The 26,457-nt window shown below is 60.2% G+C and carries 33 protein-coding genes and 1 pseudogene; 7 read left to right on the forward strand and 27 right to left on the reverse strand.

Going from position 1 to position 26,457, the window contains the following annotated elements:
- Positions 1-44: 44 nt before the first annotated feature.
- The 21 genes and pseudogenes from map to rplC all read right to left on the reverse strand — a co-directional run bounded on the left by map (position 45) and on the right by rplC (position 11,795).
- Positions 45-863 carry a type I methionyl aminopeptidase gene (gene map / locus NW814_RS00785; protein ID WP_414394250.1) on the reverse strand — a complete coding sequence of 273 codons (819 nt, stop codon included), beginning with the start codon at positions 861-863 and terminating at the stop codon, positions 45-47.
- Complete coding sequence (locus NW814_RS00790) at positions 860-1,441, reverse strand: adenylate kinase (protein WP_414404819.1); 582 nt, start codon at positions 1,439-1,441, stop codon at positions 860-862. The genes map and NW814_RS00790 overlap by 4 nt, the downstream gene beginning before the upstream one ends.
- Positions 1,441-2,739, reverse strand: a complete 1,299-nt coding sequence (secY, locus tag NW814_RS00795) for a preprotein translocase subunit SecY (protein ID WP_414394246.1) — start codon at positions 2,737-2,739, stop codon at positions 1,441-1,443. Before secY ends, NW814_RS00790 begins: the two co-directional genes overlap by 1 nt.
- Before the next feature lie 82 nt (positions 2,740-2,821).
- Positions 2,822-3,289 (reverse strand): 50S ribosomal protein L15, encoded by a 468-nt coding sequence (gene rplO / locus NW814_RS00800; protein WP_414404820.1) that lies wholly within the window; start codon positions 3,287-3,289, stop codon positions 2,822-2,824.
- A 9-nt stretch (positions 3,290-3,298) separates the two neighbouring features.
- Positions 3,299-3,835 carry a 30S ribosomal protein S5 gene (rpsE, locus tag NW814_RS00805; RefSeq protein ID WP_414404821.1) on the reverse strand — a complete coding sequence of 179 codons (537 nt, stop codon included), beginning with the start codon at positions 3,833-3,835 and terminating at the stop codon, positions 3,299-3,301.
- Between the two features lie 18 nt (positions 3,836-3,853).
- A complete protein-coding gene (gene rplR, locus NW814_RS00810; protein ID WP_414394401.1) occupies positions 3,854-4,222 on the reverse strand; it encodes a 50S ribosomal protein L18 in 369 nt (122 codons plus the stop codon).
- Positions 4,223-4,230: 8 nt separating this feature from the next.
- Positions 4,231-4,776 (reverse strand): 50S ribosomal protein L6, encoded by a 546-nt coding sequence (gene rplF, locus NW814_RS00815; RefSeq protein WP_414404822.1) that lies wholly within the window; start codon positions 4,774-4,776, stop codon positions 4,231-4,233.
- Between the two features lie 25 nt (positions 4,777-4,801).
- Complete coding sequence (rpsH, locus tag NW814_RS00820) at positions 4,802-5,212, reverse strand: 30S ribosomal protein S8 (protein WP_414394238.1); 411 nt, start codon at positions 5,210-5,212, stop codon at positions 4,802-4,804.
- 55 nt (positions 5,213-5,267) lie between these two features.
- Positions 5,268-5,810 (reverse strand): 50S ribosomal protein L5, encoded by a 543-nt coding sequence (rplE, locus tag NW814_RS00825; protein ID WP_414404823.1) that lies wholly within the window; start codon positions 5,808-5,810, stop codon positions 5,268-5,270.
- A 48-nt stretch (positions 5,811-5,858) separates the two neighbouring features.
- Positions 5,859-6,257, reverse strand: coding sequence for a 50S ribosomal protein L24 (gene rplX / locus NW814_RS00830; protein ID WP_414404824.1), 399 nt, complete (start codon positions 6,255-6,257; stop codon positions 5,859-5,861).
- The gene (gene rplN / locus NW814_RS00835; protein WP_414404825.1) at positions 6,257-6,625 is read right to left on the reverse strand and encodes a 50S ribosomal protein L14; all 369 of its coding nucleotides are present in this window, start codon (positions 6,623-6,625) and stop codon (positions 6,257-6,259) included. The genes rplX and rplN overlap by 1 nt, the downstream gene beginning before the upstream one ends.
- Positions 6,622-6,873: a 30S ribosomal protein S17 gene (rpsQ, locus tag NW814_RS00840; RefSeq protein ID WP_414394231.1), complete on the reverse strand. Its 252-nt coding sequence runs from the start codon at positions 6,871-6,873 to the stop codon at positions 6,622-6,624. Before rpsQ ends, rplN begins: the two co-directional genes overlap by 4 nt.
- A complete protein-coding gene (gene rpmC, locus NW814_RS00845) occupies positions 6,873-7,109 on the reverse strand; it encodes a 50S ribosomal protein L29 (RefSeq protein ID WP_414394229.1) in 237 nt (78 codons plus the stop codon). Before rpmC ends, rpsQ begins: the two co-directional genes overlap by 1 nt.
- Positions 7,110-7,124: 15 nt before the next feature.
- Positions 7,125-7,601: a 50S ribosomal protein L16 gene (gene rplP / locus NW814_RS00850; protein ID WP_414404826.1), complete on the reverse strand. Its 477-nt coding sequence runs from the start codon at positions 7,599-7,601 to the stop codon at positions 7,125-7,127.
- Between the two features lie 44 nt (positions 7,602-7,645).
- Entirely contained in the window at positions 7,646-8,389 is a 744-nt protein-coding gene (gene rpsC, locus NW814_RS00855) for a 30S ribosomal protein S3 (RefSeq protein WP_414394225.1), read from the reverse strand.
- Between the two features lie 32 nt (positions 8,390-8,421).
- The gene (rplV, locus tag NW814_RS00860; RefSeq protein WP_414394223.1) at positions 8,422-8,793 is read right to left on the reverse strand and encodes a 50S ribosomal protein L22; all 372 of its coding nucleotides are present in this window, start codon (positions 8,791-8,793) and stop codon (positions 8,422-8,424) included.
- Between the two features lie 25 nt (positions 8,794-8,818).
- The gene (rpsS, locus tag NW814_RS00865) at positions 8,819-9,100 is read right to left on the reverse strand and encodes a 30S ribosomal protein S19 (protein ID WP_414394222.1); all 282 of its coding nucleotides are present in this window, start codon (positions 9,098-9,100) and stop codon (positions 8,819-8,821) included.
- A 72-nt stretch (positions 9,101-9,172) separates the two neighbouring features.
- Positions 9,173-10,057, reverse strand: a complete 885-nt coding sequence (gene rplB, locus NW814_RS00870) for a 50S ribosomal protein L2 (RefSeq protein WP_414404827.1) — start codon at positions 10,055-10,057, stop codon at positions 9,173-9,175.
- A gap of 16 nt (positions 10,058-10,073) precedes the next feature.
- Positions 10,074-10,373, reverse strand: coding sequence for a 50S ribosomal protein L23 (locus tag NW814_RS00875; RefSeq protein ID WP_414359244.1), 300 nt, complete (start codon positions 10,371-10,373; stop codon positions 10,074-10,076).
- Between the two features lie 136 nt (positions 10,374-10,509).
- A pseudogene (rplD, locus tag NW814_RS00880) lies at positions 10,510-11,139 on the reverse strand (50S ribosomal protein L4); the annotation flags it as partial.
- Positions 11,140-11,150: 11 nt separating this feature from the next.
- On the reverse strand, positions 11,151-11,795 hold the full coding sequence (gene rplC / locus NW814_RS00885) for a 50S ribosomal protein L3 (protein WP_414394218.1): 645 nt from the start codon (positions 11,793-11,795) through the stop codon (positions 11,151-11,153).
- 381 nt (positions 11,796-12,176) lie between these two features.
- Between rplC and NW814_RS00890 the strand changes: the two genes are divergently transcribed.
- Together NW814_RS00890 and NW814_RS00895 are read left to right on the forward strand one after the other, a co-directional pair.
- Positions 12,177-14,177: a hypothetical protein gene (locus tag NW814_RS00890; RefSeq protein ID WP_414404828.1), complete on the forward strand. Its 2,001-nt coding sequence runs from the start codon at positions 12,177-12,179 to the stop codon at positions 14,175-14,177.
- Positions 14,178-14,303: 126 nt separating this feature from the next.
- On the forward strand, positions 14,304-14,864 hold the full coding sequence (locus NW814_RS00895; RefSeq protein ID WP_414404829.1) for a hypothetical protein: 561 nt from the start codon (positions 14,304-14,306) through the stop codon (positions 14,862-14,864).
- Here the strand turns inward: NW814_RS00895 and metK are convergent.
- The gene (metK, locus tag NW814_RS00900) at positions 14,844-16,103 is read right to left on the reverse strand and encodes a methionine adenosyltransferase (RefSeq protein WP_414404830.1); all 1,260 of its coding nucleotides are present in this window, start codon (positions 16,101-16,103) and stop codon (positions 14,844-14,846) included. The genes NW814_RS00895 and metK overlap by 21 nt on opposite strands.
- 308 nt (positions 16,104-16,411) lie before the next feature.
- Between metK and cobO the strand changes: the two genes are divergently transcribed.
- Positions 16,412-17,077, forward strand: coding sequence for a cob(I)yrinic acid a,c-diamide adenosyltransferase (gene cobO, locus NW814_RS00905; RefSeq protein WP_414394212.1), 666 nt, complete (start codon positions 16,412-16,414; stop codon positions 17,075-17,077).
- Between the two features lie 11 nt (positions 17,078-17,088).
- On the forward strand, positions 17,089-18,465 hold the full coding sequence (locus NW814_RS00910) for a cobyrinate a,c-diamide synthase (RefSeq protein WP_414404831.1): 1,377 nt from the start codon (positions 17,089-17,091) through the stop codon (positions 18,463-18,465).
- Positions 18,466-18,563: 98 nt separating this feature from the next.
- Here NW814_RS00910 and NW814_RS00915 read toward each other — a convergent pair whose 3' ends face one another.
- Positions 18,564-18,929 carry a response regulator gene (locus tag NW814_RS00915; protein WP_414394208.1) on the reverse strand — a complete coding sequence of 122 codons (366 nt, stop codon included), beginning with the start codon at positions 18,927-18,929 and terminating at the stop codon, positions 18,564-18,566.
- A gap of 216 nt (positions 18,930-19,145) precedes the next feature.
- Complete coding sequence (locus tag NW814_RS00920; RefSeq protein ID WP_414404832.1) at positions 19,146-20,078, reverse strand: NAD(P)H-dependent glycerol-3-phosphate dehydrogenase; 933 nt, start codon at positions 20,076-20,078, stop codon at positions 19,146-19,148.
- A gap of 128 nt (positions 20,079-20,206) precedes the next feature.
- Here NW814_RS00920 and NW814_RS00925 point away from each other — a divergent pair, with 128 nt between their 5' ends.
- Both NW814_RS00925 and gcvH read left to right on the forward strand, forming a co-directional pair.
- Complete coding sequence (locus NW814_RS00925; RefSeq protein WP_414394204.1) at positions 20,207-21,112, forward strand: alpha/beta fold hydrolase; 906 nt, start codon at positions 20,207-20,209, stop codon at positions 21,110-21,112.
- Positions 21,113-21,190: 78 nt separating this feature from the next.
- On the forward strand, positions 21,191-21,580 hold the full coding sequence (gene gcvH / locus NW814_RS00930; RefSeq protein ID WP_414394202.1) for a glycine cleavage system protein GcvH: 390 nt from the start codon (positions 21,191-21,193) through the stop codon (positions 21,578-21,580).
- Positions 21,581-21,583: 3 nt separating this feature from the next.
- On the opposite strand, the gene NW814_RS00935 is transcribed toward gcvH, so the two are convergent.
- The 3 genes from NW814_RS00935 to NW814_RS00945 all read right to left on the reverse strand — a co-directional run bounded on the left by NW814_RS00935 (position 21,584) and on the right by NW814_RS00945 (position 24,988).
- Complete coding sequence (locus NW814_RS00935) at positions 21,584-22,474, reverse strand: diguanylate cyclase (protein ID WP_414404833.1); 891 nt, start codon at positions 22,472-22,474, stop codon at positions 21,584-21,586.
- Positions 22,475-22,613: 139 nt separating this feature from the next.
- The gene (locus NW814_RS00940) at positions 22,614-23,561 is read right to left on the reverse strand and encodes a UDP-glucuronic acid decarboxylase family protein (protein ID WP_414404834.1); all 948 of its coding nucleotides are present in this window, start codon (positions 23,559-23,561) and stop codon (positions 22,614-22,616) included.
- Complete coding sequence (locus NW814_RS00945; RefSeq protein ID WP_414394196.1) at positions 23,558-24,988, reverse strand: UDP-glucose dehydrogenase family protein; 1,431 nt, start codon at positions 24,986-24,988, stop codon at positions 23,558-23,560. The genes NW814_RS00940 and NW814_RS00945 overlap by 4 nt, the downstream gene beginning before the upstream one ends.
- A 140-nt stretch (positions 24,989-25,128) precedes the next feature.
- Here NW814_RS00945 and NW814_RS00950 point away from each other — a divergent pair, with 140 nt between their 5' ends.
- On the forward strand, positions 25,129-26,019 hold the full coding sequence (locus NW814_RS00950; protein WP_414404835.1) for a cation diffusion facilitator family transporter: 891 nt from the start codon (positions 25,129-25,131) through the stop codon (positions 26,017-26,019).
- Positions 26,020-26,457 lie beyond the last annotated feature (438 nt).

Below are 26,457 nucleotides of genomic sequence, written 5' to 3' on the forward strand. Positions count from 1 at the left end.
ACCTCTTCTATCCTAGCTGTTGCAGTCCTTCATGGGGGAACTCTCTAGGACTGAAAGGGGGTGCGATCTGTCAAAATCTCAGCGCCGGCCTCGGTAACCAGAATGGTGTGCTCAAACTGGGCTGACCAGGAGCCATCCACTGTTACCACCGTCCAGCGATCCGGCAACACTCGCGTGGCCTCTCCCCCCGCAGTGACCATTGGCTCAATGGCCAGCGTCATGCCGGCGCGAAGCTTGGGATTGGGCAGCTCAGGGGTGCGATAGTGAGGAAACTGCGGCTCTTCGTGTAAGTTGCGACCCACGCCATGGCCAACGTACTGCCTCACCACGGAGTAGCCCCGCTCCCGCACATAGTCTTCAATGGCGCCTGAGACATCTTGCAGCCAGACCCCATGGCGAACGTGCTCGATGCCTACCTGTAGGGCTTGGGCCGCTGTGTCGATGAGGTCGCGGGCGGCATCGCTGAGGGGCTCTAGGCCAATGGTGATGCAAGAATCCGCATGCCAGCCTTCCACCATGGCGCCAAAGTCCACCTTGACGATGTCTCCTGGCTGCACCACTTTGCGGGGGCTGGGGATCCCGTGCACCACTTCATGGTTGATGCTGACGCAGACGCAGGCGGGAAAGCCGTAGTAGCCCTTGAAGCTGGGCAGGGCATTTAACTCCGCTACCCGCCGCTCAGCGTAGGCATCGATGTCTGCGGTTGTCCAGCCCGGCTCCAGGCGCTCGGCAATTTCCTGCAGCACCTGGGCCACCACTCGCCCAGCCCGCCGCATCTTCTCCACTTCCCGGCGAGATTTGATTTCACCAAGCTGCAGGCCTCGCCGCGAAGACCCCAGCCCCGGCTTGCTGGCCTTGGTCATGCCGTCCTCCTACAGCTCTCCAAAAGGGCCTGTAGGTGCTGCTGGACCACTTCCATCGGCTGGTTGCCGTTAATCCGCCGCAAACGGCCCTTAGCCTCGTAAAAGTCGATTAGGGGAGCGGTTTGCTGCCGATACACCTGCAAGCGTTTGAGGATGACGGCCTCATCAGCATCGTCGCTGCGCCCCTGCTCCTTGCCGCGGGCCAACAGCCGCGCCACTACCACCTCGTCGGGCACTTCTAGGTTGAGGACGTGGTCGTAGTCTTGCCTCAGCTCCTGCAGCAGCTCTTCCAAAGCCTCTGCCTGCGCCAAGGTGCGGGGAAAGCCGTCCAGGATCCAGCCTTGCTCCGGCGACTGCTGCAACTGGCCTCTGACCATCCCAATCAACACCTCGTCGGGCACTAGCTCCCCTGCATCCATGTACACCTTGGCCTGCCGTCCCAGCGGGGTCTGGGCTTTGACCTCTGCCCGCAGCAGATCGCCTGTAGAAATTTTGGGTGTGTGGTAGATGGCTGACAGCCGCTCCGCCTGCGTACCCTTGCCTGCTCCTGGCGGTCCTAAAAAGATTAACCTCAGCACTACTGCTTGACCATCCCTTCGTAACGCTGCGAAATGACGTAAGTCTGGATTTGCTTGGAGGTTTCAATGGCTACCCCCACCAAAATGAGCAGCGAGGTGGCTCCCAAGCCTTGGAAAGTGGTAATGCCGGTTGCCCGCTCTACTGTCGTGGGAATAATGGCCACCGCACACAAAAACAAGGCCCCCAGCAACGTCAGCCGGTTGAGGATCCCTTCGATGTACTCAGCCGTGGCCTTGCCGGGACGCACGCCTGGAATGCTGGCACCCAGTTTCTTCAAGTTCTGGGCCAGTTCTACTGGATTGATAATCAAGGAAGCGTAGAAGTAGCTGAAGAAGAGAATGAGCAGGAAGTAGAAGGGGATGTAAAACCAGGAGGTAGGGGAGAGGAGGTTGGCCACCTGAATTAAGGCTGGGCTCTGCGTATACTGGGCCAAAGCCCAAGGTAGAGACAGCACCGAGTAGGCAAAGATGATTGGCATCACCCCCCCCTGGTTAAGCCGCAGGGGCAAGTAGCTCTTCTGCTCGCGGAACAGCTTGTTGCCCACCTGGCGCTTGGCGTAGATGATGGGAATTTTGCGGCTGCCCTCCTGGACAAAGACAATGCCGACAATGGTGGCTAGGAAAACAGCCGTCAACACCAGGATACCCCCAATCGTGCTGCTGTCGGCGCGAACCAGGCTAATGGTTTGACCCAGGGCGCGCGGCAACGTGGCAACAATGTTAACGAAGATCAACAGCGACGGCCCACTGCCCACCCCCTTCTCCGTGATCATTTCCCCCAGCCACATGACAAACATGGAGCCTGCTGCCAGCGCCAGGGTGGTGGAGGCCATAAAGGCCAGCTCGTTGCTGGTATTGGCAAACTCCCGCACCCAGAAGGAGATGCCAATGCCTTGGATGATGGCCCAGAGAAGGGTGACGTAACGGGTGTACTGGGAAATCTGCCGCCGGCCCTGCTCCCCCTCGTTTTTCTGCAGGTTCTCCAAGGCTGGGATGGCTGAAACCAGCAGTTGCATGATAATCGAGGCGTTGATGAAGGGCAGGATGCCGAGGGCAAAGACCCCCAAGGCAGAAATGCCGCCCCCCGAGAAGATATCCAGAAAGCCAAACACTGGGCTGTTGGCCGCCTCAGCAGCAAAGCGAACTCGGTCAATGCTGGGGATGGGAATATAGATGCCCAGCCGCACCAACAACAACAAGCCCAGGGTCAGGAGCAGACGGCTGCGCAGGCCCGAGGCCATCGCCATCTGCATGAAAGTCTCTTGAGCGGAGGGAGTAGAGCCTCGTGTGTCAGCCATAGATTTAGCAAAGAGCCAGGTGAGCTACTTACCACTCTATGCTGCCGGTGGGGAAGTCGGCAAAACCAAAATTGCTGCCAACCTAGGAGCGAGCGGGCCGGGATCCCACAATCTCCACTCGGCCTCCGGCGGCCTCCACTTTGGCTTTGGCCGAGGCAGTAATGGCAGCAGCCCGGATGGTCAGGGGCACGCGCACTTCCCCGTCCCCTAAGATCTTCAGCGGGCCGTCGTTGGTGGTCACGATCCCCAACTCCATTAGGCTTTCTAGAGTCACCTCGCTGCCAGCAGGCAGGGTTGCCAGAGCGCGCAGGTTAACCAGGGTGTACTGCGGGCGACGTACGTAGCGGGGGAAATGCTTGAGCTTGGGCAACCGCCGGTAGAGGGGTGTCTGACCTCCCTCAAAGCCTGGTCGAGGGCCTCCTCCGCTGCGGGCTTTTTGGCCTCGCATTCCCCTGCCGCAGGAACCTCCCCGACCAGCAGCAATACCACGGCCCAGCCGCCGCCGCCGCCGCTTCGAGCCTGGTTGGGGGCGAATATCTTCCAGTCGCATACTAACCTCCTACTGACTAAACAGGCGGCGCACGTCGATCCCTCTATCTTCAGCTACCTGTTCAAAGGTGCGCATCCGCCGCAGGGCGTCAATGGTGGCACGGGCGTTGTTGAGAGGGTTTCTGGAGCCTAGCTGCTTGGCCAAGGCATTGCGCACCCCTGCCAGTTCTAGAACGGCGCGCACCGCCCCCCCAGCAATGACCCCTGTGCCAGGAGCTGCCGGCATCACCAACACGGTAGCCGCACCGCCAGAGCCTCGCATGGGGTGGGGTACCGACAAGCCCTTGGTCAGGGGCACCTCAATCAAGTGCTTTTTGCCGTCTACTACTCCCTTGCGCACTGCTCCGAGCACATCGTTGGCTTTGCCCACGCCAACCCCCACCTGTCCACGCTCGTTGCCCACTACAACCACCGCGCGAAAGCTCAGCTTTTTGCCGCCCTTGACCACTTTGGAGACGCGTCGGATCTGGATAACCCGCTCCTGCCACTCGCCGGTTTGTTCTTCGCGGCTCTTCTTGCTTCTGCGAGGTTCTTTTTGCTCAGCCATATGCCGTTTTCTCAGAAACTAGAACTGTAGGCCTGCTTCTCGGGCAGCTTCTGCCAGGGCCCGAACCCGTCCGTGGTAGAGCTTGCCGCCGCGGTCGAAAACGACTCGAGAAATGCCTGCCTGTAGAGCTCGCTGAGCAACTGCGCGCCCCACAATTGCAGCAGCCTCTCGGGTAGCTGTGCCAACCCCTTGGAACGCTCCCCGCAGCTCTCTGTCCAGGGTGGAGGCAGAAACCAGAGTACGTTGGGCTACATCGTCGATCACCTGAGCATAGATGTGGCGGTGGGATCGAAACACAGCCAAACGGGGCCGCTCGGGAGTACCGGAAATCTTGCGGCGAATGCGGCGATGGCGGCGTTGGGTTGTGAGTTTGCGGTTGGCTTTTATTTTCATGGCTATTTCTTCCCTTTGCCGGACTTACCTGCTTTGAGACGGATTTGTTCCCCGAGGTAGCGAATCCCTTTGCCCTTGTAGGGCTCGGGCGGACGCACAGCTCGAATGCGGGCTGCTGTATTGCCCACCAGTTCTTTGTCGATGCCCGAGACCACGATGACGTTGTTGCCTTCTACCGAAATTTGGATCCCGGGCGGGAAAGGGATCTCCACGGGGTGGCTGTAGCCGACGTTTAGGATCAACTTGTTGCCCTGCGTGGAAGCTCGGTATCCCACGCCCACCAGTTCCAGCCTGCGCTCAAATCCCTTGGATACTCCATCGACCATGTTGGCAATCAAGGTGCGGCAGAGGCCGTGCAGTTGGCGGGCCGGGCGAGACTCGTTGACCCGACTGACTAGGAGTCTTTGGTCTTCTTGACGCACGGCAATCAAGGGAGGCAAGGTGCGCAGTAGCTGCCCCTTTGGGCCTTTGACCGAGATCTGTTGACCCTCGATGTGAACCTCAACCTTGGGGGGAAGGGGAATGGGGCGTCTGCCAATACGAGACATGGAGGCACTCCTGACCAGAGAAACCTTAATAGACGTAGCAGAGCACTTCGCCGCCGATGCCCCGCTTGCGAGCCTCCCGGTCGGTCATGATGCCGCTGGAGGTGGAGATGATGGCAATTCCAATTCCTCCCAGCACCCGGGGCAGCTCTTTATGGCCGCAGTAAACCCGCAGGCCAGGCCGGCTTACCCGCTTGAGGCCATTGATGATGGGTCGGCGGTCTTTGCCTTTGCCTTTGTACTTCAACTGCAGCACAATCCGCGCTTGGATCCCTTCTCCCTCCTCCTTCCAGCTGCTGACAAAACCTTCCTCGTGGAGAACGCGGGCAATGCTGCGGGTCATGCGCGTGGCCGGAACCGCCACCGATTCGTGCCGAGCCATAGTGGCATTGCGAATGCGGGTGAGCATGTCGGCAATCGTGTCGTTGGTGTGGGCCATGGGTGGGTTAGTGCTCCTGGGAAGATAGTTGAGGGAATTGTGGGTAGGGGTAAGCCTAAGAGGCAAAGGGCATGCCAAACTCCCTAAGCAGGGCACGGCCCTCTTCGTCGGTCCTAGCGGTGGTGACAATGCAGATGTCCATGCCTCGAATCTGGTCAACGGCGTCGTAGTTGATTTCGGGAAAGATCAGTTGCTCGCGAATTCCAAGGGTGTAGTTGCCGCGCCCATCAAAGGATTTGGGGTTGACGCCGCGGAAGTCGCGAATGCGGGGCAAAGCCAGGTTGATGAGGCGATCCAAGAACGCATACATCCGCTCCCGCCGCAGGGTTACCATCAGGCCAACGGGCATGCCCTTGCGGATCTTAAAACTGGCAATGGCCTTCTTGGCGCGGGTAATTACAGGGCGTTGACCAGTAATGGCGCTAATTTCCGCAATGGAAGATTCCAGGGCCTTGGCATTTTGAGAGGCCTCTCCCAAGCCGCGATTGATGACAATTTTCTCCAAGCGAGGCACTTGGTGGATGTTGGTGTAGCCCAACTCCTTTTGCAGCTTGGGAACGATGATCGTGTGGTAGAGGACTTGCAGACGTTGGGGCATGGTAAGTTCTCCTTCCTGCTCTGGGCTGGGTCAGAGCTCTCGAAATCTTTAGTCAAGGATCTCGCCGGTTTTCTTGAGAACGCGGACTTTGCGACCATCAGCGGTAATTTGGTAGCCGACCCGGCTGGCAACCTCGTGCTTTTTGGAATAAAGCATCACCTTGCAGGCGTGGATGGGGGCTTCTTTGGTCTCAATCCGGCCCTTTTCGCCTTCCCGTTGGGGCTTGCGGTGGTAGGTAACGATGTTAACTCCTTCCACCAAAACCATGTTGCGTTCGGGAAAGACCCGCAACACCTCGCCGACTTTGCCTTTGTCATCACCCGAAATTACCTGGACGAAATCCCCTTTTTTGATGCGCATCTTATAGCGCAGACTGTTGCGGTGCTTGCGAACGCCAGGTTGGCGGAGAAGTCGTCGGATTTGGCTGGGCTTAAGAGGGCGAGCCATTACAGGACCTCCGGCGCAAGCGAGATGATCTTGGTAAAGTTTTTCTCCCGCAGCTCGCGGGCTACAGGGCCAAAGACGCGGGTTCCCCGGGGGTTGCCATCGTTGTTGATGATCACGGCAGCGTTGTCGTCAAAGCGGATGCAGGTACCATCAGGGCGGCGCACCGTGTCCACCGTGCGGATGACAACGGCCCTGACCACATCGGATTTTTTAACTGGCATGTTGGGCAGAGCCTCTTTAACAACACCAACAATCACATCCCCCAGGCTGGCATAGCGACGGCCGCTGCTGCCCAGGACGCGGATGCACATGAGCTTGCGGGCGCCGGTGTTGTCGGCTACCGTGAGCATGGTTTGCTGTTGAATCATAGCTTCTTCATCTCCCGTAGGATCTCAACCACCCGCCAGCGTTTGGTACGGCTGAGGGGACGGGTTTCGACGATGCGCACCAGATCCCCTTCTTGGCAGCGGTTTTCCTCGTCGTGGGCTTTAAACTTTTTGGTTTTGACGACGATTTTGCCGTACTTTGGGTGGGCAACCCGGTTTTCTACGGCAACAACCACCGTCTTTTGCATCTTGTTGCTGACAACAACGCCAATCTTTTCGCGAGCAGGCATTACTCCTCCTTCTTGACCTGAGTTGAGGGCAAGGATTTGCCACGTTTGCGCTCTGCCTCCACGGTCAGCAGTTGAGCTAGCTTGTGCTTGCGCAGGCGAATGAGGTGGGGTTGAGTAAGCTGCCGTGTGGCTTGCTGCAGACGCAACTCGAACAGCTCTTTTTTGACGGCGTAGATCTCTTGGGCCAATTCTTCGTCTGATAGGGCGCGTGCATCGGCAATTTTGGGCATGGGCATGGTAACTTTCCTCCTCTAGCTAGCGCTAGCTGCTACTTCCGGAGATTCTGCAGTTGCTTCCTGAGCAGGTTCTGGCTTCTCAAAGTCAGCTTTGGTTACAAACTTAACTTTGATGGGAAGCTTGTGAGCGGCCAGGCGCATGGCCTCCCGGGCTGTTGCTTCAGGAACTCCCCCCATTTCAAAAAGGACGCGGCCTGGCTTGACGACGCAAACCCAGTACTCGGGGTTGCCTTTGCCGGATCCCATGCGGGTTTCGGCAGGCTTCCGGGTAACGGGCTTGTCGGGAAAGATGCGGATCCAGATCTGGCCTCCCCGCCGAACGTAGCGGCTCATAACCCGACGGCTGGCCTCGATCTGTCGTGCGGTAATCCAAGCGGGCTCTAGGGCCACAAGGCCATATTCCCCAAAGCTGATGCGGTTGCCACGGGTTGCCTTGCCCTTCATGCGCCCACGCTGCTGCTTGCGGTATTTGGTTCGTTTGGGGCTTAACATGGCCGCTCCTTGAGTAACTGCAGTAGGGGTTCCGCTCTTGGCCCTCAGACCTTGGCTGAGCGGTCTTCAAAGGTAGGCCGCCGCCGTTGCTGCCGACGCTTGGCCGGCTGCAAGGAAACTTTGGGTTCGAGGCTTTCTTGGCCAGGAAGGATTTCTCCTTTGAAGACCCAGACCTTGACCCCAATGACGCCATAGGTGGTCTGAGCAACGCGCTCGGCATAGTCAATGTCTGCCCGCAGAGTCTGCAGAGGGATCCGGCCTTCCCGCGTCCACTCGCTGCGAGCAATCTCAGCACCGTTTAGCCGCCCGGCAACTTGAACCTTGATCCCTTGCACGCCAGCCCGCTGGGCTCGTTGGATAACCTGGCGGACAATGCGACGAAAGGCAATCCGCCGCTCCAACTGCTGGGCAATGTTTTCCGCCAACAACGTTGCCTCCGCATCAGGACGGGTAACCTCGACTACATTGATGCGGATGGTTCTATTGGGGCTGCCGCGCAGGCTTAGCTCTTTTTGCAAGCCCTGGCGCAGCTCTTCAAGGCCGGACCCGCCACGGCCGACCACGACACCCGGTCGTGCAGCTCGGATTTCCAGGTCGATCTGATCGGCTTTGCGCTCAATCTGAATGTCAGCTAGACCAGCGTTGCTCAACTTCTTGGTTACATAGGTGCGGATGAAATCGTCCTCCTGCAGCAGGGCTGGGTAGTGAGCTGGGTCGGCAAACCAGCGGCTGCGGTGTTCCTTGATAATGCCGAGGCGCAAGCCGAAAGGGTGGATCTTCTGGCCCATGGTACGCGGTTAAAGGGTAGAGGTCGGGAAATTTAGGGAGCCGTCTCCGCCTTAGCTTCTAGAGGCCGGACAGCAATGGTGATGTGGCAGGTGCGCTTGCGGATTGGGTAGGCCCGGCCTTGGGCGCGGGGGCGATACCGCTTCAGCGTCGGCCCTTGGTCAGCGTAGGCTTTGCTGATGACAAGATTGCGGGGATCCAGGCCGTTGTTGTGTTCGGCATTGGCTACCGCTGAGCGCAGCACCTTGCGCACCGGCTCGCAGGCAGCGTAAGGCATGAACTCCAGCAGAATTAAGGCATCGGCATAGGTGCGCCCCCGGATTTGGTTGAGGACGCGCCGCACCTTGTAGGGAGACATGCGAACGTAACGGGCTACCGCTTTAACTTCAGGGGAAGGATCGGCCATGGCGTTCTCCTCTTCCTTGCTGAATTCAAGAGCGGGCAGCTTTCTTGTCGCTGCCGGCGTGGCCGCGGAAGGTGCGGGTGGGGACAAACTCCCCCAGCTTGTGACCCACCATCTGGTCAGTGATGTAGATGGGCACATGCTGCTTGCCGTTGTAAACGGCAATGGTGTGACCAATCATCACAGGGAGGATAGTGCTGGCCCGCGACCAAGTTTTGATCATTTGCTTCTCATTGCGCTCGTTGAGCTTCTCGATTTTGCGAAGCAGCTTGGCATCCACAAACGGACCTTTTTTAAGAGAACGTCCCATAGGAGTTTACCCCTCTAACACCTTGGTTCAAGCTCAAGCAATTCGGTAGGCAGCAGGTGGCTGGCCTGGCTGCTACTGCACCGCCACCCCGCCCTTGCCCCGCTGCCCACCCCGACGGCGACCGCGCACGATAAACTTGTTGCTGGGCTTGTTGCGCTTGCGGGTTTTGTGCCCCAGGGTAGGCTTGCCCCAGGGGGTAACGGGAGTACTGCGGCCAATGGGGGCTTTTCCTTCCCCACCGCCGTGGGGGTGATCCACAGGGTTCATTGCTGAGCCCCGCACGTGGGGACGGCGACCCAGCCAACGGCTGCGCCCCGCCTTGCCGAGGCTGATGTTGTTGTGGTCCACATTGCCTACTTGACCGATGGTGGCATAGCATTCCCCTCGAATCATGCGAACCTCGCCCGAGGGCAGCTTTAGGGAGACATACTTGCCTTCCTTGGCTACCACCTGGGCGCCAGTTCCGGCAGCGCGAACAAGTTGTCCGCCGCGGCCGGGATAGAGCTCGACGTTGTGGACCACCGTCCCCAGGGGGATCCGCTCCAGGGGCATGGCGTTGCCCACCTCGAAGGGAGCTTCAGGCCCAGCCATGATCGTGGCTCCCACCTGGATGTGGCGAGGGGCAAGGATGTAGCGCTTCTCGCCATCGGCGTACTCCACCAAGCAGATGCGGGCGCTGCGGTTGGGATCGTACTCGATGGTCTTGACGGTGGCCGGGATCCCGCGTTTGTCGCGGCGGAAGTCGATGATGCGGTAGAGCCGCTTGTGGCCGCCGCCCCGGTGACGGCAGGTGATAACGCCGCGGTTGTTGCGGCCTTTTTTGCGGTGGATAAATTGCAGCAGCGACTTCTCCGGTCGAGGTCGCTTGCCGTTTTCATCCCGCGACAGCTCCTCAAAGTTGGAGACTGTCATGTGGCGGGCGCTGGGGGTGTAGGGTCGGAACGTGCGAATGCCCATGGCTCAACCAGAAGGGTTAGGTTTCAGGGAAGAGGACGATGGAATCGCCTTCGGCCAAAGTTACCACCGCTCGCTTGGGACGGCTGCGGTAACCCACAAAACGACCTACCCGCCGCTGCTTACGGGGCAGCTTCAGGGTGTTGACGGAAGTAACCCGTACTCCAAACATTTCCTCAACAGCGGCCCGGATGAGCGGCTTGGTGGCGTTGGGCATCACTTCAAAGACGTATTTGCGCTGCTCCATCAAAGCCGTCGTCTTCTCGGTAATAACGGGGCGCAACAGGACATCAGCCAGAATTCGCTTGCTCTCCGTCATCGTCCTCCTCCTTTTCCCCTGCGGCTTTCGGCTTCTTCTACGGCTCTTCTTGTTCAACTGGCTGAGCTTCTTGCTCTGCGACCTGAGCCTGATCCTCAAGAGGATTGGCTTGGTCTGGAGCGGCGGCTGCTGCGCCGGATCCCCAGCGGGCTTTGAGTTTCTCTAGGGCAGAGGTGGTGATTAGCACCCGATCGACCTTGAGCAGATCGAAGACGTTGATCTGATCTAGCCCAATGAGCTTGACGCGGGCAATGTTGCGCACAGCTCGCTCCACCATTTCCGAGCGCTCGGCAACAATCAGCAGAGCCGATTGATCCTCCCTCACTCCCCAGCGCAGCAGAGCTTGGGCCATAACGCGGGTCTTGGGCGGGTTAAGCTGATCCTGGAAATCCTCCACCACGATTAGGTCTTCCACCCGGCTTTGCAGAGCAGTGCGCAGCGCTAGCTGGCGCTCTTTGCGATTCATGGCCAGGTTGTACTCCCGCTTGCGGGGGCCAAAGACTACCCCACCCTTGCGCCAAAGAGGAGAGCGGATGGAGCCAGCGCGAGCCCGCCCGGTGCCTTTTTGCCGCCACGGCTTGCGCCCTCCGCCGCGCACTTCAGCCCGCGTTTTGGTGTGGGCATTGCCCTGGCGGGCGTTGGTCATCTGACGGCGCAAAGCTAGGTAGAGAACGTGACTAGCCGTCTCGGGGCGAGCCACCTTGAAGCTCAGCTCCGCGCTGCCTACGGTTTCCCCTTGCCAATTCTTCACCACACAACTTGCCATGGCTCCCTCCGCTAGAGTCTCTTGCCCACCTGTTTGGCAGGGGTGATCTCCAGTAGCCCTCCCTCCACGCCGGGGACTGAGCCTTTGATTACCAAGAGATTCCGCTCCGGATCCACCTTCACCAACTCCAGCTTGCGGATCGTGACGCGGCGACCGCCCATCCGGCCAGCCATACGCAGTCCTGGAAACACGCGGCCAGGCCTCGTGCCAGCGCCAATGGAACCCGGCCGGCGGTGGTTCTTGGAGCCGTGGGACATGGGGCCCCGGCCAAAGTGGTGCCGCTTCTGGTAGCCGGCAAACCCCCGCCCGATAGAGGTGCCAGCCACGTCCAGTAACTGACCAGGAGAGAAGATCTCAACAGTGATCTTCTGCCCCAATTGGTAGGCTTCTGGCTGGTCGACCCGAAACTCGCGCAGGTAACGCAGCAGCTCCGTCACTCCCGCTTTGCGCAAGTGGCCGCGCTGGGCTCGCGTCAGGTGCTTCTCTGTGGTGGGCCAGTAGCCTAACTGCACCGCGTTGTAGCCGTCCGTGGCTTGGGTCTTAATTTGGGTTACGGTGCAAGGCCCGGCCTGCACGACGGTCACGGGAATGGCCAACCCTTCCGGAGAGAAGATCTGGGTCATGCCAACTTTTCTTCCAAGGATGCCAAGCGCCACAGAAACCCCCTCTCAAGCCTGCGCGGCTTGCTTTGTTGCTTTCACAGCTTGCAACCGGTTCCCTAAGCCAAATCCAGGCAGTAGGCGCGGCGGCAGAAAACCTAGGATAGCGAAGACTGCCTGCCCAGGCAAAAAAGCCGTAGAGAGGGAGCGCCTGTACCCCCAACGCTCCCGCAGCGCCAATAGCGCTGCCCTTTTTGCCTAGTGACCTTGACGCCAAACTGCTTCTAGGGGCTGCTCAGACTTGCCTGCAAAGAGGCAGTATCTGTACTAGCAGCACGCTAAGTTGCCTAGAACCGTTGTTGCTGCGGGCGGATTCAATTGACAACAGTACTACATCATAATGAGGTGACAGGCTGCTTGTCTAGGTTTTGCTAAAAAATGGGTTCAGCACCTGGGAAAGCCACGCTGGGAGACAGAGAGTTTCAGAGCGTGATGGGGTGGGCGCGCAGTGGGCTGACCCAGGCTTGCGTGGATCGCTACTGGCATTTGCTGCAGGCCGGGGCCAATCCGGCGCGGATCTTGTTTTTGGTGCGCAGCCGGCGGCAGAGGGCGGAGGTGTTGCGGCGCCTGCAGGCGCTCAGCTCGGGTTTGGTGGGCCCGTGGCGGGTTGAGACGTTTTTGCAGCGGGTGGGGCGTGCTTTGGCTGAGTATTGGCCGCAGGTATGCGCTCGCGTTCCCCAGTTGCCGCGTTCGTTTGAGCCTGTGCTTCTGGCTAAGGATCTCACTCAGTTTCTCTGTGGGCGAGTCTGTGCGTTGTGCCCGCGGCATGGGGAGGTCTTTGCGAATATTGGGCTGGACGAGTTCCAGATTTGGGATCAAGTTAGCAGCGCTGCCTATATTGCCGGAGCTTCTGGCTTGACGGCAGAAGCGGTGGGATCCCGGCTAGCAGCAGCTTGGCCGGAGAACAGGGATCCGGCCCGGGCAGAGGCCCTGGGAGCGCTGGGCTGCTGTGTAGAGCGACTATGGCAGGCGGGGCTGCAGTTGGGAGCGCTGGATTTTGGCCTGCAAATTCGTCTGTTTCAGGATCACATCCTGCCCTTGGCGGAGTTTTGGCAGGAGTGGGATCACCTCATCGTGGATCAGGCGGAAGACAGTTGCGGGGTGGCGCTGGAGTTCTACCGCCAGGGGCAAGCCCACCTGCAGAGCCAATTCTTCAGCTACACCCTCGGCAGCGGGATCTCTTTGACGGCGATCCCGGAGGCAGTAGCCTGCTTTCTCCTGGAAAACACGCAGGTTCGGTTCCCAGAAGCCAGCTCCTGCAGCGCAGCCGGCCTGGCTCGCTTGGGGCTGCAGATAGCGCGGGCTGTGGCTCCCCAGCTTTCCTCTCGGCTGCCAGAACCACCAGCAGGGAAGCTGCCGAGGGTGGAAGTGCTGGAGGGAGAAACCCCCTTTGCGGCCCTAGAGGCTATGGTTGCCCAAATCCGGCAACTTTTGGCAGCAGGGATCCCTCCCTCTCGCATCGCCGTCCTCCTGCCTCGCATGGATGCCGGAATAAGTCTAAGCCTCCAGGAGCAGTTGCCGGAGGTCTTGCCCATTGCTCCCTTCCCCGCTCTTATCCGCTACCCCCTGGTGCGGGCTCTCCTGACGGCAGCAGAAGTGGCCCATCCCCACTGGGGAGCATTTCCCACCTTGCCAGCCTGGCGGCTGCTGCTCAGCAGCGTGTTGGATCTGGATCCCATTCGAGCAACGCTGTTGGCTGAAGATACCCTGGACCCGGTAGGACGTTCCCTGCGGCCCAAAACCGCCGTGCGGCAGCCAGAGCGGGTGGGCTTTGCCAACTTGGAGCGCTACCAGAAGCTGTTGGATTGGCTGCGCAGCTACCGGCCTGGGCCTTCCTTGGCAGCTTTCTTCCAGCGCTTCTTTGCCGAGCACCTGGTCACTGCTTCCCCTCAGGATCAAGAGCTGCTGCAGTTGCTAACGGATGCAGCCCAGCGATTTCGCCGCGCCTTTCCTACAGCAGGGGATCCTGCCTTTTTGGCCATGATTCGCTCGGGACAAACCCCTAGCAACAGCCGCTTTGAGCCCGACTACTCCCGCTACCTGGTGGTAGCCACGCCAGCGGCCTACATCCATCGCGGCTTGGAGGCCGACTACCAGTTTTGGTTTGACATCACCAACCCCAGCTGGTCCCCCTCTCTCTGGCGCGGGCTCTACAACAGCCATGTGCTGACACCGGAATGGGATGGGGGAGTTTTCGATGCGGCTCGGGATCGAGAGGCACGCCAGCAAGTCCTAGCTCGCACCCTGCTCAACCTCTGCTGCCGAGCACGGCAGGGCCTGTGGCTGGTGCGCTCCACTTTTAACTACCGCGGCGAAGAGAACACCGGCACCCTAGACTTGCTGGTGTTGAAGGCGGCAAAAGGTACGGCTTGCTCTTAGGGGCGGGACTGGGTCAGGTGGCTGACCTGCGGCTGGGTAGCAGGGGACAGACGGGGGTAGTTCGAGCACTTCCTCACTGCTTTTGGGTTAGCTTTGGGGTGAGTTTCCTGGCGCTAGGAGCGGCCGATGGATTCCGCCACCTTTTTGGAGCGCTACGGATTCGAGCTGCAAGGTCAGACAGGCCAGAGGTGGGTAGAGCGCTGGAGCAGGCAGTTCCCAAGCCCTTGGATCCCAGCCGCTTTGCTGGAGGCCCTCTACCAAGGCCGCTACAAGGCCACGTCCGTAGAGCAGATCCTCCGCCTCTGGCAGCGCCGCGGTGCTCCCCACCTCACCTTTCCCCCGGAAATGAGCCGATCCCTGTGGCGAGAACAAGAAGAGCTGATCCGCTCCTTGAGTCCAACTGCCGCCAGCTTCCTTGTCCGACCTCCTTCACCTCTTTCAGCCTCCTCTGGCAAGGGATCCCGCTTTGCGGAGGAAGCTGCCATTTCCCTTGAGCTGTTGTTAGCAGAGCTGCAGGACCTTCCCCCCAAGCTCCGCCACCTGCTCCGGGAGCTGCAACCCGCCTCCCTGGCCTGCGAGTCAGAGCTCTCGGTTACCTTGGAGCTCCAGCCTGTCGACTCTCCTGCTCCTGCTTCCCTGAAAGAATCCCAGGTTTCCCCCTCTCGCTCAGGGCAGGGCGACACTTGAGCTGGAGAGAGCTTCCTCGCGCAGCAGGTCGGCTTTGTCGGTGCGCTCCCAAGGCAGGTCCAGATGGGTTTGCCCGAAGTGGCCGTAGACGGCTACATTTTGGTAGAAGCGTCCCCCTCGCTGCCGGGGTAGCTCCTGCAGTTGAAAGTGGGCCAGAATAGCTGCTGGCCGCAGGTCGAAGTGGCGCTGCACCAGCCGCAGAAGCTCCTCGTCAGGGATGCGCCCTGTGCCAAAGGTTTCCACCAACAGGTTGATGGGCCGAGCCACTCCAATAGCGTAGCTGACCTGTACCTCGCATTTCTGGGCCAGGCCGGCAGCCACGATGTTTTTGGCAACATAGCGGGCGGCGTAGGCCGCGCTGCGATCCACTTTGGTGGGATCCTTGCCGGAGAAAGCGCCACCCCCATGGCGGGCATAGCCCCCATAGGTATCGACGATAATCTTGCGCCCTGTCAGGCCGGCATCCCCCTGGGGGCCGCCGATGACGAATTTGCCAGTGGGGTTGGTGAGGAAGCGGGTATTGCTGTCTGGTTTGATGGGCAGCTCGGCAAACACAGGCTTTACCACCGCCTCCCAGAGATCGGCGCGGATGCGCTCTTGCACTGCCGTCTCTTCCGTAATGTCGCCGATGGTTGGCGTGTGCTGGGTGGAGATGAGCAGGGTGTGGATGCCCACTGGACGCCCCCCCTCATAGGCTACCGTTACCTGGGTCTTGCCGTCAGGGCGCAGATAGGACAGGGTACCGTTCTTGCGAACCGTAGCCAACTGGCGGCTGAGGCGGTGAGCCAAGCTGATGGGCAAAGGCATCAGTTCGGGGGTCTCGTTGCAGGCAAAACCAAACATCAAGCCCTGATCGCCAGCTCCCAGCAGGTCGAATTCATCTTCCCAGACGGTGCGACTTTCCAGTGACCTGCTCACCCCTTGGGCAATATCAGGAGATTGCTCATCGAAGGCTACTAGCACCGCGCAGCTGTCCGCAGAGAAGCCATTCTCGGCATCGGTATAGCCAATTTCGGTCAGCTTGTCCCGCACCAAGCGCGTGAAGTTGACATGCGCCTTCGAGGTGATCTCCCCCGTGAGGATCACCATGCCCGTGCTCACCACTACCTCTGCCGCCACCCGGCTGGAGGGATCTGCCGTCAAGAGGGCATCCACAACAGCATCGGAGATCTGATCGCAGATTTTGTCGGGATGCCCTTCTGTCACCGACTCGGAAGAAAACAGGAATGACTTGGACAAGGAACCTCTCCTCAAGACGAAACCCACCCACGCTGGCAGAACCCGCCTCTGGGTTCATTTGCAGCAAGGCATGCCCAGCCTTACTAATATACCCCCCTCAGCCAGTGAGGATCTGCTTCAGCCGCTCGCCATTTTTGCGGCCCTGGGGAAGAGCACCCCTAATAAAAAAGCGCCGCCAGGAGGGATCCCCCCAGCTCTGTCAAAATCCCAATCCAACAGCGGCAGCTCTTGGAAAATCTGGAAAAGCGGAAGCCAGATCAGGGGTTTGGCCTGCTAGAGTGCTCCTACAAGTCCTTGCCTCCCCAACCATGACCCACCCTTTTCCAACCGCCCCCAACCCTGAACTGGAAGCCGAGCGCAACTGGCAGCATCGTCAACGAATGCAGCGCCGCCAGCAAATCCAGCGGCAACGCCTGGCAGGCATGCGTGACAACAAAGGCTTAGTTATCGTCTATACAGGTCAGGGCAAGGGCAAAAGCACGGCGGCTTTTGGTACTGTCTTGCGTGCCCTCGGCCAGGGCTTATCGGTGGGGGTGGTGCAGTTCATCAAAGGGGCCTGGGATCCAGGCGAAGCCAAACTGTTGCGCAAGTTGGCTGCCCATCCCGAACTGGGGCTGGGAAAAGTTGCCTTTTATGCCATGGGGGAAGGCTTTACCTGGGAGACCCAGGATCGCGAGCGGGACATTGCCTGCGCCCAGGCAGCCTGGGAAAAGGGGCGGGAGCTATTTGGCAGCGGCGAGTACCACCTGGTGGTTTTGGATGAGATCAACGTTGCCCTTAAGCTGGGATACCTCTCGCTGGAGCAAGTGTTGGCTGGCCTAGCCGAAAAACCTGAACGGGTGCACGTGATCCTCACTGGGCGAGGCGCACCGGCAGGGCTAATTGAGCGAGCTGACCTGGTAACGGAAATGGCCTTGGTCAAGCATCCCTTTCGCGACCAAGGGATCAAAGCCCAAATGGGTATCGAGTTCTAGCCCTTGGACAAATGGCGATCCTGCTGGCAGCAGCGGCAAGCGGCAGTGGCAAGACCACCGTCACGTTAGCCCTGTTGGCTGCGCTCCGGCGGCGGGGCCTGCGCATCCAGCCCTTTAAGGTGGGGCCCGATTACATCGATCCCCTGTTCCACACGGCAGTGGCCGGGATCCCCTCGCGCAATTTGGATCCCTTTTTAACCGACGAGGACTTTGTGCAGCGCTGCTTTCGCTACCACTGCCAGGACAAAGATGGGGCAATTGTAGAAGGCGCGATGGGCCTCTTCGATGGGCGAGGGCCCGGATCCCTGCCCGGCGGGACAGAGCCTTCCTGGGCTAGCAGCGCCCATGTGGCTCGCCTGCTGGGGATCCCGGTGGTGCTGGTCATCGACAGCAGCGGCATGGGAACGACGGCGGCCGCCCTGCTCTACGGCCTAAGCCACTTCGATCCCCGCCTGACTATTGCCGGCGTCATCTTCAACCGGGTGGTCTCAGAGCGCCATGGCCAGATGTTGCAGCAGGCAGCAGCAGCCGTGGGGATCCCGGTTTTGGGACAATTCCCCCGCCGCGAGGACTTGCGCCTGCCCAGCCGCTACCTAGGGCTGGTACCCGTCTCAGAACTGGCTGGCTTCTCCCGCTGGCAGGAGGCCTGGGCTGAGCTGGCGGAGCAACACATAGATTGGGATCAGCTTCTGCCCCTAATCCGCTCACTACCGCCGGCAGTGGGGGAGCTCTGGCCAGGGATCTGCCCCCTTGCAACGCCCGTGCGGGTGGCAGTGGCCCGCGATGCCGCCTTTAACTTCTACTACGCCGACAACTTAGATCTCCTGCGGGCTTGGGGGGCAGAGCTATTGGAGTACTCCCCCCTGGAGGTAGGGCTGTGGCCGCCGGATCCTTGCGATGGCCTGCTCTTGGGGGGCGGGTTTCCAGAACTGTTTGCCGCAGCCCTCTCTGAAAAAATAGCCCAGCAAACTCCGCCACCCATCCACCCCCCCCTCTATGCCGAATGCGGCGGCTTGATGGTACTGGGAAAGTCCCTCACCGATTGGGACGGGAAGACCTACCCCATGGCCGGCCTATTGCCCATCAGCGTGGACATGGGCGAGCGGCTGTACCTGGGCTATCGCGAGGCTAAAGTCCTGCGCCCCACCCTCCTGGCACCGGCTGGGGATCGCCTGCGGGGACACGAGTTTCACCGCTCCCGCAGCAGCCCCCCCTGCCCAAGCCCAGTCTACGCTTGGGGATCCCCGCCCCAGCGGGAAGGCTGGGCCAATGAGCGCTTGCATGCTTCCTACCTGCATCTCCACTGGGGATCCCGTCCCGATCTCGCAGCGCGGCTACTCCAGAATTTTTTGAGGGTGGCTAGAAACGCTCTTGATCCCCCGTTGTAGAGAGGTTTTTCCCTGTCAGGGAGGCTGGGGAGAGGAATTAGCTGTGCTCCCTTCTGTTGCTAGGGGGAAGCAGTGGGGACGAGGCTGCTAGCAACAGTTTAGGTGAGGTGGGCAGCAATTGCGTCCAGGAGGTGGTTTTGATCAATGGGCTTGGTGAGGTAGGCGTTGGAACCAAGTTGTAGCCCTTGTTCCACAGCTTCTCGAGAAGTCTTGGAGGAGAGAAAGACAAAGGGGATGTGGGCTGTGGCTTGATCCCATCGCACAGCATCCAGCACGGCATAGCCGTTGAGCTTGGGCATGACTACATCGCATAGCACCAAGTCTGGCAGGAGGGCGCGCACCATCTGCAGCCCTTCTTCCCCGTCTCTAGCTGCCAACGTATCGTACCCAGCTTGCCGCAACACTTTCTGCAGGTAGGTGCGGATAGAGGGATCATCCTCGATCACCAAGATGCGTTTAGCCATGGGAGGTTGTGAAAAAGCAGGAGACACACACCGCTCAAGCCAAGCTCTGGCTTCCCCGAACCTCTGAAATCCAGGTTGATGCGAGAGCAGTTAGGAGAGCTACAGAGGCAGTATAGGGAAACTTCGGAGAGAAAAACTCCGCCAAATGGCTCATTCTGGGAAGACTTGCGGTTATTCCAGGTAGCTCAAGCTCTCTTTCCCCTCAGGGAGAGGAGCTCATTCCGAGGTGAGTTGTCGCTCCATCAGGCGGGAAAGGGCGGCAGCGGGGGTGGTCTGCCCTTGCAGCAGCCGATGCACCTCCTGGGTGATGGGCACCTGGATGCCGTGCTGGGCGGCAATCTGAACTACCACGGGAGCAGTGTAAATCCCCTCGGCGGTTCCCTCGATCTCGGCCAACACCTGGCCCAGAGGTTTGCCCTGGCCCAAGCCGTAGCCTACACGGTAGTTGCGGCTTAAAGGACTGTGGCAGGTGGCTAGGAGATCCCCTAGCCCTGAGAGGCCGTTGAAGGTCTCAGGCCGCGCCCCTAGGCGGGATCCCACCCGGATCATCTCGGCCAAGCCGCGGGTAACCAGGGCAGCCCGAGCATTGGTGCCCAGTTGCAGCGCGTCACACACCCCCACAGCAATGGCAATAACGTTCTTGAGAATGCCCCCTAGCTCCACTCCTAGGGGATCGCTGCTGGTGTAGAGGCGAAAGCGCTCGGAGGCAAGGGCATGCTGCACTTGCACTGCCGCCTCGGGATTGTGGCTAGCCACCACTGCAGCTGCTGGCAAACCCTGGCGAATCTCAGCGGCCAGGTTTGGCCCGGAGAGCACCACCAACGGATGAGTAGGGAAAGTGGCTGCCCAGATCTGGGCTGGTGTCAAGAGCTGCAGGGGATCCAACCCCTTGGTGGCCGAGACCAGAATGGCTTGGGGGGGGATCCCCACCTGGCGCACGGCCTCGACCACGGGGCGCACGCCGGCCATGGAGACTGCCGAAATAATGATGTCCGATCCCCGGACTACCTCTTTGAGATCCCAGCCTTTGCGCCGATCCCAAACCTGCACCCAGTGGCCCCGAGCCTGGGCTAACAGAGCCAGGGTACTTCCCCAGGCCCCCGCCCCTAGAAGGGCAATCCTCTGGGGGGATGGTGTAGAAGCTTTCATCCAAACTTTCCAGCCGCAGCTTCTTTCCCAGAATGCCGCTTGCCCCAGCCCCTGAAAAAGCCCCCGCCAGAGAGAGAACGTTAGTATGGTTGGATACCAACTAGAGGTTTGGCCTAAGAGCAGAGACCATGGCAGAAGCAGGGATCCAACGCCTTCCTGCTGAGGTGGCCGCCCGGATGGGGAGCTGGCGGCACGGCTATGCCCTGACCAATGGCATTCAACTGCACTATGTCACCCAGGGGGAAGGGGAGCTGGCAATCTTGTTGCATGGTTTCCCAGAGTTTTGGTATTCCTGGCGGCACCAGATCCCGGTGTTGGCGCAGCGGTTTCGCGTCGTGGCACCTGACCTGCGCGGCTACAACGACTCTGACAAACCGGATTACGGCTACGACCTGGACACCCTCACCGAGGATGTCCGCGGCCTGCTAGCCCATTTTGGGGCCAAAAGCGCGGTGGTGGTGGCCCACGACTGGGGAGGGGCTATTGCTTGGCACTGGGCGCAACTTTTTCCCCAGGAGATCCGCAAGCTGGCCGTGCTCAACTCTCCTCACCCCGCTTGCTTTCGCCGGGAGTTCCTGACCAATTTGGACCAGATGCGCCGCAGTTGGTACCTGTTTTTCTTCCAGTTGCCCTGGCTGCCAGAGTGGGTGTTGCAGTGGAACCTCGAGGAGTGGGTGCGGCGCATTTTTCAAGAGACCTCGGTGCGCAAAAGCGCCTTCACCCGCCACGACCTAAAGGTTTACCAAGAGGCCCTTGCCAAGCCCAAGGTGCTCACCTCTGCCCTCAACTACTACCGCCACCTGTTTAGCCTGCCCACTCTGCAGAACCTGTTTTTGCAGCCCCTGCGGCCGATCTTCGCCCCCACCCTGCTCATCTGGGGAGAAGAAGACTTTGCCCTTAGCCGCGAGCTGACCGAGGGAATGGATCCCTTCTTCCCCAACGGCCTGCGCAAGGAGTACATCCCCGAGTGCGGCCATTGGGCGCAGCAGGAGGCGCCCCAGACTGTGAATCGGCTGCTCCTAGAGTTTCTCTAGTCCTCCCGCCTGAGAGAGCTTTACCGCCCTCAGGGATTGCCCTAGAATAGTCCACTGGATTTAAGCGGGGAAAGTGGCATGGCCCTGGAGTACCCACCCGATCTGCGCTACGTGGACACCCACGAGTACATCCGGGTTGAGGATGACATTGCGGTGATTGGGATCACGGCCTATGCCGTCGATCAGCTGGGGGACATCGTCTTCGTCGGCCTGCCCGAGGAAGGGACAGAAATTGAAAAGGGGGAGAGCTTTGGCTCCGTGGAGTCCGTCAAGGCCGTGGAGGATCTGTATGCCCCTGTCTCGGGGGAAGTGGTGGCGGTAAACAAAGCGGTGGTGGACAGCCCAGAGAGCATTGCCGACGATCCCTATGGAGACGGCTGGCTGATCAAGGTGCGCATGACCAACCCGGAAGATCTCGACGACACGATGAGCGCGGAGGCCTACGCCAGCTTGGTGGAGGGATCCTAAGCCCTACAGCAACACTTCCCGGTTGCCCCCTTGCCTCTTGGCCTGGCGGAGGGCTTGGTCGGCTGCCTCTAGAAAGCTTTGGACGGAAGTTTCTGCTGAAAGGCTGAGCAAAGAGGCGACGCCAATGCTACAGGTGAGGTGGATAACTTCTGCTCCCACCTGCAGAGGGAGGGATTGGATGGCCTGCCGCAGGCGCTTGGCCAACTGCAGGATTTGAGCTTCCGGAACCCCGCGCACCATGAGGACAAATTCGTCGCCCCCTAGCCGGGCCAGCAGATCCTCGCGGCGAACCTGATCCTGCAGTTGTTGGGCTACTTGGATCAGGGCTTGATCCCCGGCCAAATGCCCCCAGCGGTCGTTGATGAGCTTGAAGTTGTCCAAGTCCAGGTAAAGCAAGTGGAGGGGAAAGCTATGGCGGCGGGCAAAGGCCATCTCCCTCTGCAGGTGCTCTAGGAAAAACCGACGGTTGTGCAGCCCCGTGAGCGGGTCGTAGAGAGCGGCGGCAGCGACCTGGAAAAAGAAAGCCTCCTCCAGCCGGTCATAATAGGCAAACTGCAGGAGGCTATTCCCCAGCTGGATGCGATCCCTATCCGCCAAAACCCGGCAATTTACCCGTTCCCCATTGACATAGGTGCCGTTGAGGCTGCCGAGATCGATGAGGACATAGTTTTCCCCTTCCTTCCTCAGCCGGCAGTGCAGCCGAGAGATGGTGTGGTCGGAAAGCTGAACGTCGGCTTGGGGGCTGCGCCCCACTACCGCTGTTTCCCCCAAGGGAAAGGTCATGCCCATATTGGCCCCCCAGAGCACGGTCAAAAAGGCGCCCACAGGCTCTCTCTCCACTCCCAGCCCATAGCACTCCAGGGAGATGCAGGTGGTCGGCTCTTCGAGAGACAAAGAGTAAGTATCCAAAGTTACAGGGATCCCACCTAGGCAGAGGTTATGGAAGGCTTAAGACGGCCTCTCTCCGTATTATGACGGTTTTGTCGAGCTCTGCCCACCCTCCTGCCTGCCCCGCCAGGACAAGAGGGATCCTCTACTCCAGGCCCAGCCAGCGGCGAAAGTAGGGGATAGTCAGCTCCAGGCCAAGCTGCAGAGGAATCTGGGGCTCCCACCCCAGCAGGGCGCGGGCCTTGTTGATGTCGGGCCGGCGCTGCTTGGGATCGTCGGTTGGGAGAGGTCGGTGGACGATGGGAGAAGAGCTGCCGGTGAGGGCCAAAACCTGCCGAGCCAACTCTAGAATGGTGACCTCCTGCGGGTTGCCCAGGTTAAAGGGGCCGGGATAAGGGCTGTTCATCAGGCGCACCAGGCCCTCGATGAGGTCGGAGATGTAGCAGAAGCTACGGGTCTGGGAGCCATCTCCATAGACGGTGAGGGGATCCCCGCGCAGCGCCTGGACGATGAAGTTGCTGACCACGCGACCATCCTCTTCCCGCATGGCGGGCCCATAGGTGTTGAAGATGCGGGCCACGCGGATCTCCGTCTGGTATTGCCGCTGCCAGTCAAAGGTTAGGGTTTCGGCCAGGCGCTTGGACTCGTCGTAGCAGGCCCGCGGGCCGATGGGGTTGACATGGCCCCAGTAGTCCTCCGGCTGGGGATGCACCTGGGGATCCCCGTACACTTCCGAAGTGGAGGCTAGGAGGAAGCGGGCCCCCGTCTTCTGGGCCAGCTCCAGGAGGTAGTAGGTGCCCCAGACGCTGGTGCGGATGGTGCGGATGGGATCCGCTTGGTAGTGAGGGGGAGAGGCAGGGCAGGCCAGGTGGTAGATTTGCTCGATGCCAGCTTTTTCCAGCTCCGGCGGCAGCGGCTCGGCCACGTCGTGCCACAGCAAGGTAAAGGCGGGGTTGTTGCGGTGAGCCCGCACGTTCTCCTCCCGCCCCGTGTAGCCGTTGTCGAGGCAGATAACCGCGTGGCCTTCCTGCAGAAGGCGGCTAACCAGATGGGAGCCGATAAATCCCAAACCACCCGTTACCAGAACCTTCACCAGCCCACTCCAATTAAGGTGATGCCCGCCTGTTGAAGGGCCTGCCGGTCAAGGCAATTGCGGCCGTCGACGATAAGAGGCCGCCGCATCAACTCGGCAAGGCGCCGGTAATCCAGCGACAAGAATTCCGGCCACTCCGTCACCAGCACCAGGGCGTCGCAATCCTGGGCCAGGCGGAACACGTCTGTTTCCACCACCACATGGGCTAGGCCCTCCCGCATTCCCGACGCCGAGACAATGGGATCATACGCCTTTACCTTGGCCCCCAGGCGGTGGAGCTGCTCAATTAAGGTTAGAGACGGCGCATCCCGCAGGTCGTCGGTGTGGGGCTTGAAGGTGAGGCCCAAAAGGCCAATGGTCTTGCCCTTGAGCACCTTAAGGGCCTGCTGCAGCTTTTCCACCAAGCGCTGCCGCTGCTCACGGTTGACCTCGACAGTAGCCCGCAACAGCTTAGCCTCATAGCCGTAGTCAGCCGCCGTCTGGATCAAAGCGGCCAAATCCTTGGGGAAGCAGCTCCCCCCCCAGCCTATGCCGGCGTTGAGGAAGGCGCGGCCAATGCGCTTATCGAGGCCAATCCCTTCGGCCACCTGGAGGATGTCGGCGCCGGTGCGCTCGCAGATATTGGCAATCTCGTTGATGAAGCTGATCTTAGTGGCTAGGAAGGCGTTGGCGGCATATTTGATCATCTCGGCGGAGGCCAGGTCGGTGACCAGCAAGGGCACGGGATCCCCGCCCAAGCCTTGCTGGCGGCTGAGGATGGGCTCGTAAAGTTGCCGCAGGATCTCGATGGCCCGGGGGCTGTTGGAGCCAATCACGATGCGGTCGGGGTAAAAGGTATCGTGGATGGCGCTGCCCTCCCGCAGAAACTCGGGGTTGCTCACCACGTCGAAGGGCGGCACCCAGGGAGACCTGTCCAGGGTGGCCAGGGAGGAGGGGGTGGGATCCCCGCCCGCTATGGCCATCTTCTGTTTTTCTGCCTGGCTGCCTAGCCGCTGCTTGGCGGCCTCTGCCGCCCCGTCCAGAATCAGCATGCGCACCCAGTCGCCGGAGCCGATGGGGACAGTAGACTTGTTAACAATAACCCGGTAGCGGTCGTCTAGGTGCTGGCCGATCTCCCGCGCTACAGCCTCTACGTAGCGCAGGTCTGGCTCGCCGCTGGGCAGAGCTGGCGTCCCTACGGCAATGAAGATGACCTCGCTGGCCTGCACCCCCAGGGCAAGATCGGTGGTAAAGTGCAGCCGACCGGCCTCAGTTCCAGCCCGCACCAGGTCTTCCAGGCCGGGCTCGTAGATGGGCAGGCGGCCCCGCTGCAACCCTTCAATTTTGGCAGGGTTGTTGTCCACGCAGATAACGCGGTGACCTATTTGGGCTAGACAGGCGCCGGTTACCAACCCCACATAGCCGGCCCCCACGACCGCCACGTCCATCGCCTGCCGCTTTTTCCTGTCGATCCTCGGTTCTAAAGTACCCCAGATTACCTATCCCCTTAAAGGTCGGCTCCTCGGCTCCTAGGAGGAGGTTAGTGGCAAAATGAGGCTAACGGACTTCCGCCTGAGGCTCCCCAGCAGTGAGCAGGCCCAGCTCTGCTGCCATAGCCAGCCGCCGTCAGCGCCAGGTGCAGAGGGTGCTGTACGTTACGCTGGGGCTGAATAGCCTGGTGTTTGCCATCAAGTTAACCCTGGGGCTGGCGACGGGATCCCTAAGCTTGGTGGCCGATGCCCTGCACAGTGTTACCGATAGCGCCAGCAACCTCCTTGCCCTGGTGGCGGTCCACTTTTCCTCGCCAGAGCCGGATGAGAAACATCCCTATGGCCGCAGCAAGTTTGAGGCAATCGGTGCCCTGGGGATCGCTGCCCTTTTGGCCATGGCTAGCTTCGAGATCCTCAGCGCAGCGGTGGGACGGTTTTTCAAGCCCCTGCCTCCCCAGCTCCAGATCGACGGGCTGACCTTGACGCTAATGCTGGGGGTGCTGGGGATCAACCTCTTCGTAGCCTTCTATGAGCGCTCCTGGGGCAAGGCTCTGGCTAGCTCGCTGCTCTTGGCCGATGCCCGCCATACCCTCAGCGATGTCTGGGTAACCCTGACGGTATTGCTGGGTCTAGCCGGGATCCACTACTGGAGGATCCCCTGGCTGGATCAGGTGCTGGCTGTGCCGGTGGGGCTGCTGGTGTTCTGGAGCGCCTGGGAAGTGCTGCAGGAAAACATTCCCGTTTTAACCGACCGGGCGGCCATTCCGCCTAAAACATTGCGGGAGCTGGTTCTCAGCTTGCCTGGCATCCTTGACTGCCACGACATCACCTCCCGCGGCATCCCAGGGCGGATGATCTTCATCGAAATGCACATGGTGGTGGAGCCACTGGACGTTGAGTCGGCCCATCGCCTCACCGAAGCAGTGGAACACCTGCTGCAGGAGCGCTACGGGCCGGTGCGGGTCACCATCCACCTGGAGCCGCTCTGAAAGACTTATACAACCCCGGGCAAAAGCAGACTTTCGCTCGGGGTTGAGGCTTTCTTCCTGCTTCAGCGACCCGTGGCTAGTGGCAGAGTCCACCCCTACCACCCCGCCAGAGGGATCTCCACAGGCGTAACTTCCCCGCGAGCTGCAGGTAGTTGCTCCTTGCCCCCATAAGGCACACAGGCTAAAGACGGAGCCAACTTTAGCCTAGGCAAAACGCCTACTCAAGAAGATTACCTGCTAGCCTACTAGCTCAGCCCATCTACGTCAAGGCAGAAGGTTAGTTGTGCCACAAAGTGGCCAATTGTCCGGTGAATCAAGGACTAGAGGAGATCCCTAGCCCCACGGTCAATCCGCCCAAGCCGCAGAGTTCGCCTTGCGCCAAGGGGCCTCCTCACCAGAGCTCTTCTTGGGTTCCTTGCATTCCTTGCCCCAGCCGGG

It is taken from the genome of Synechococcus sp. R65.1 (assembly GCF_047461755.1).
GTDB lineage: Bacteria > Cyanobacteriota > Cyanobacteriia > Thermostichales > Thermostichaceae > Thermostichus.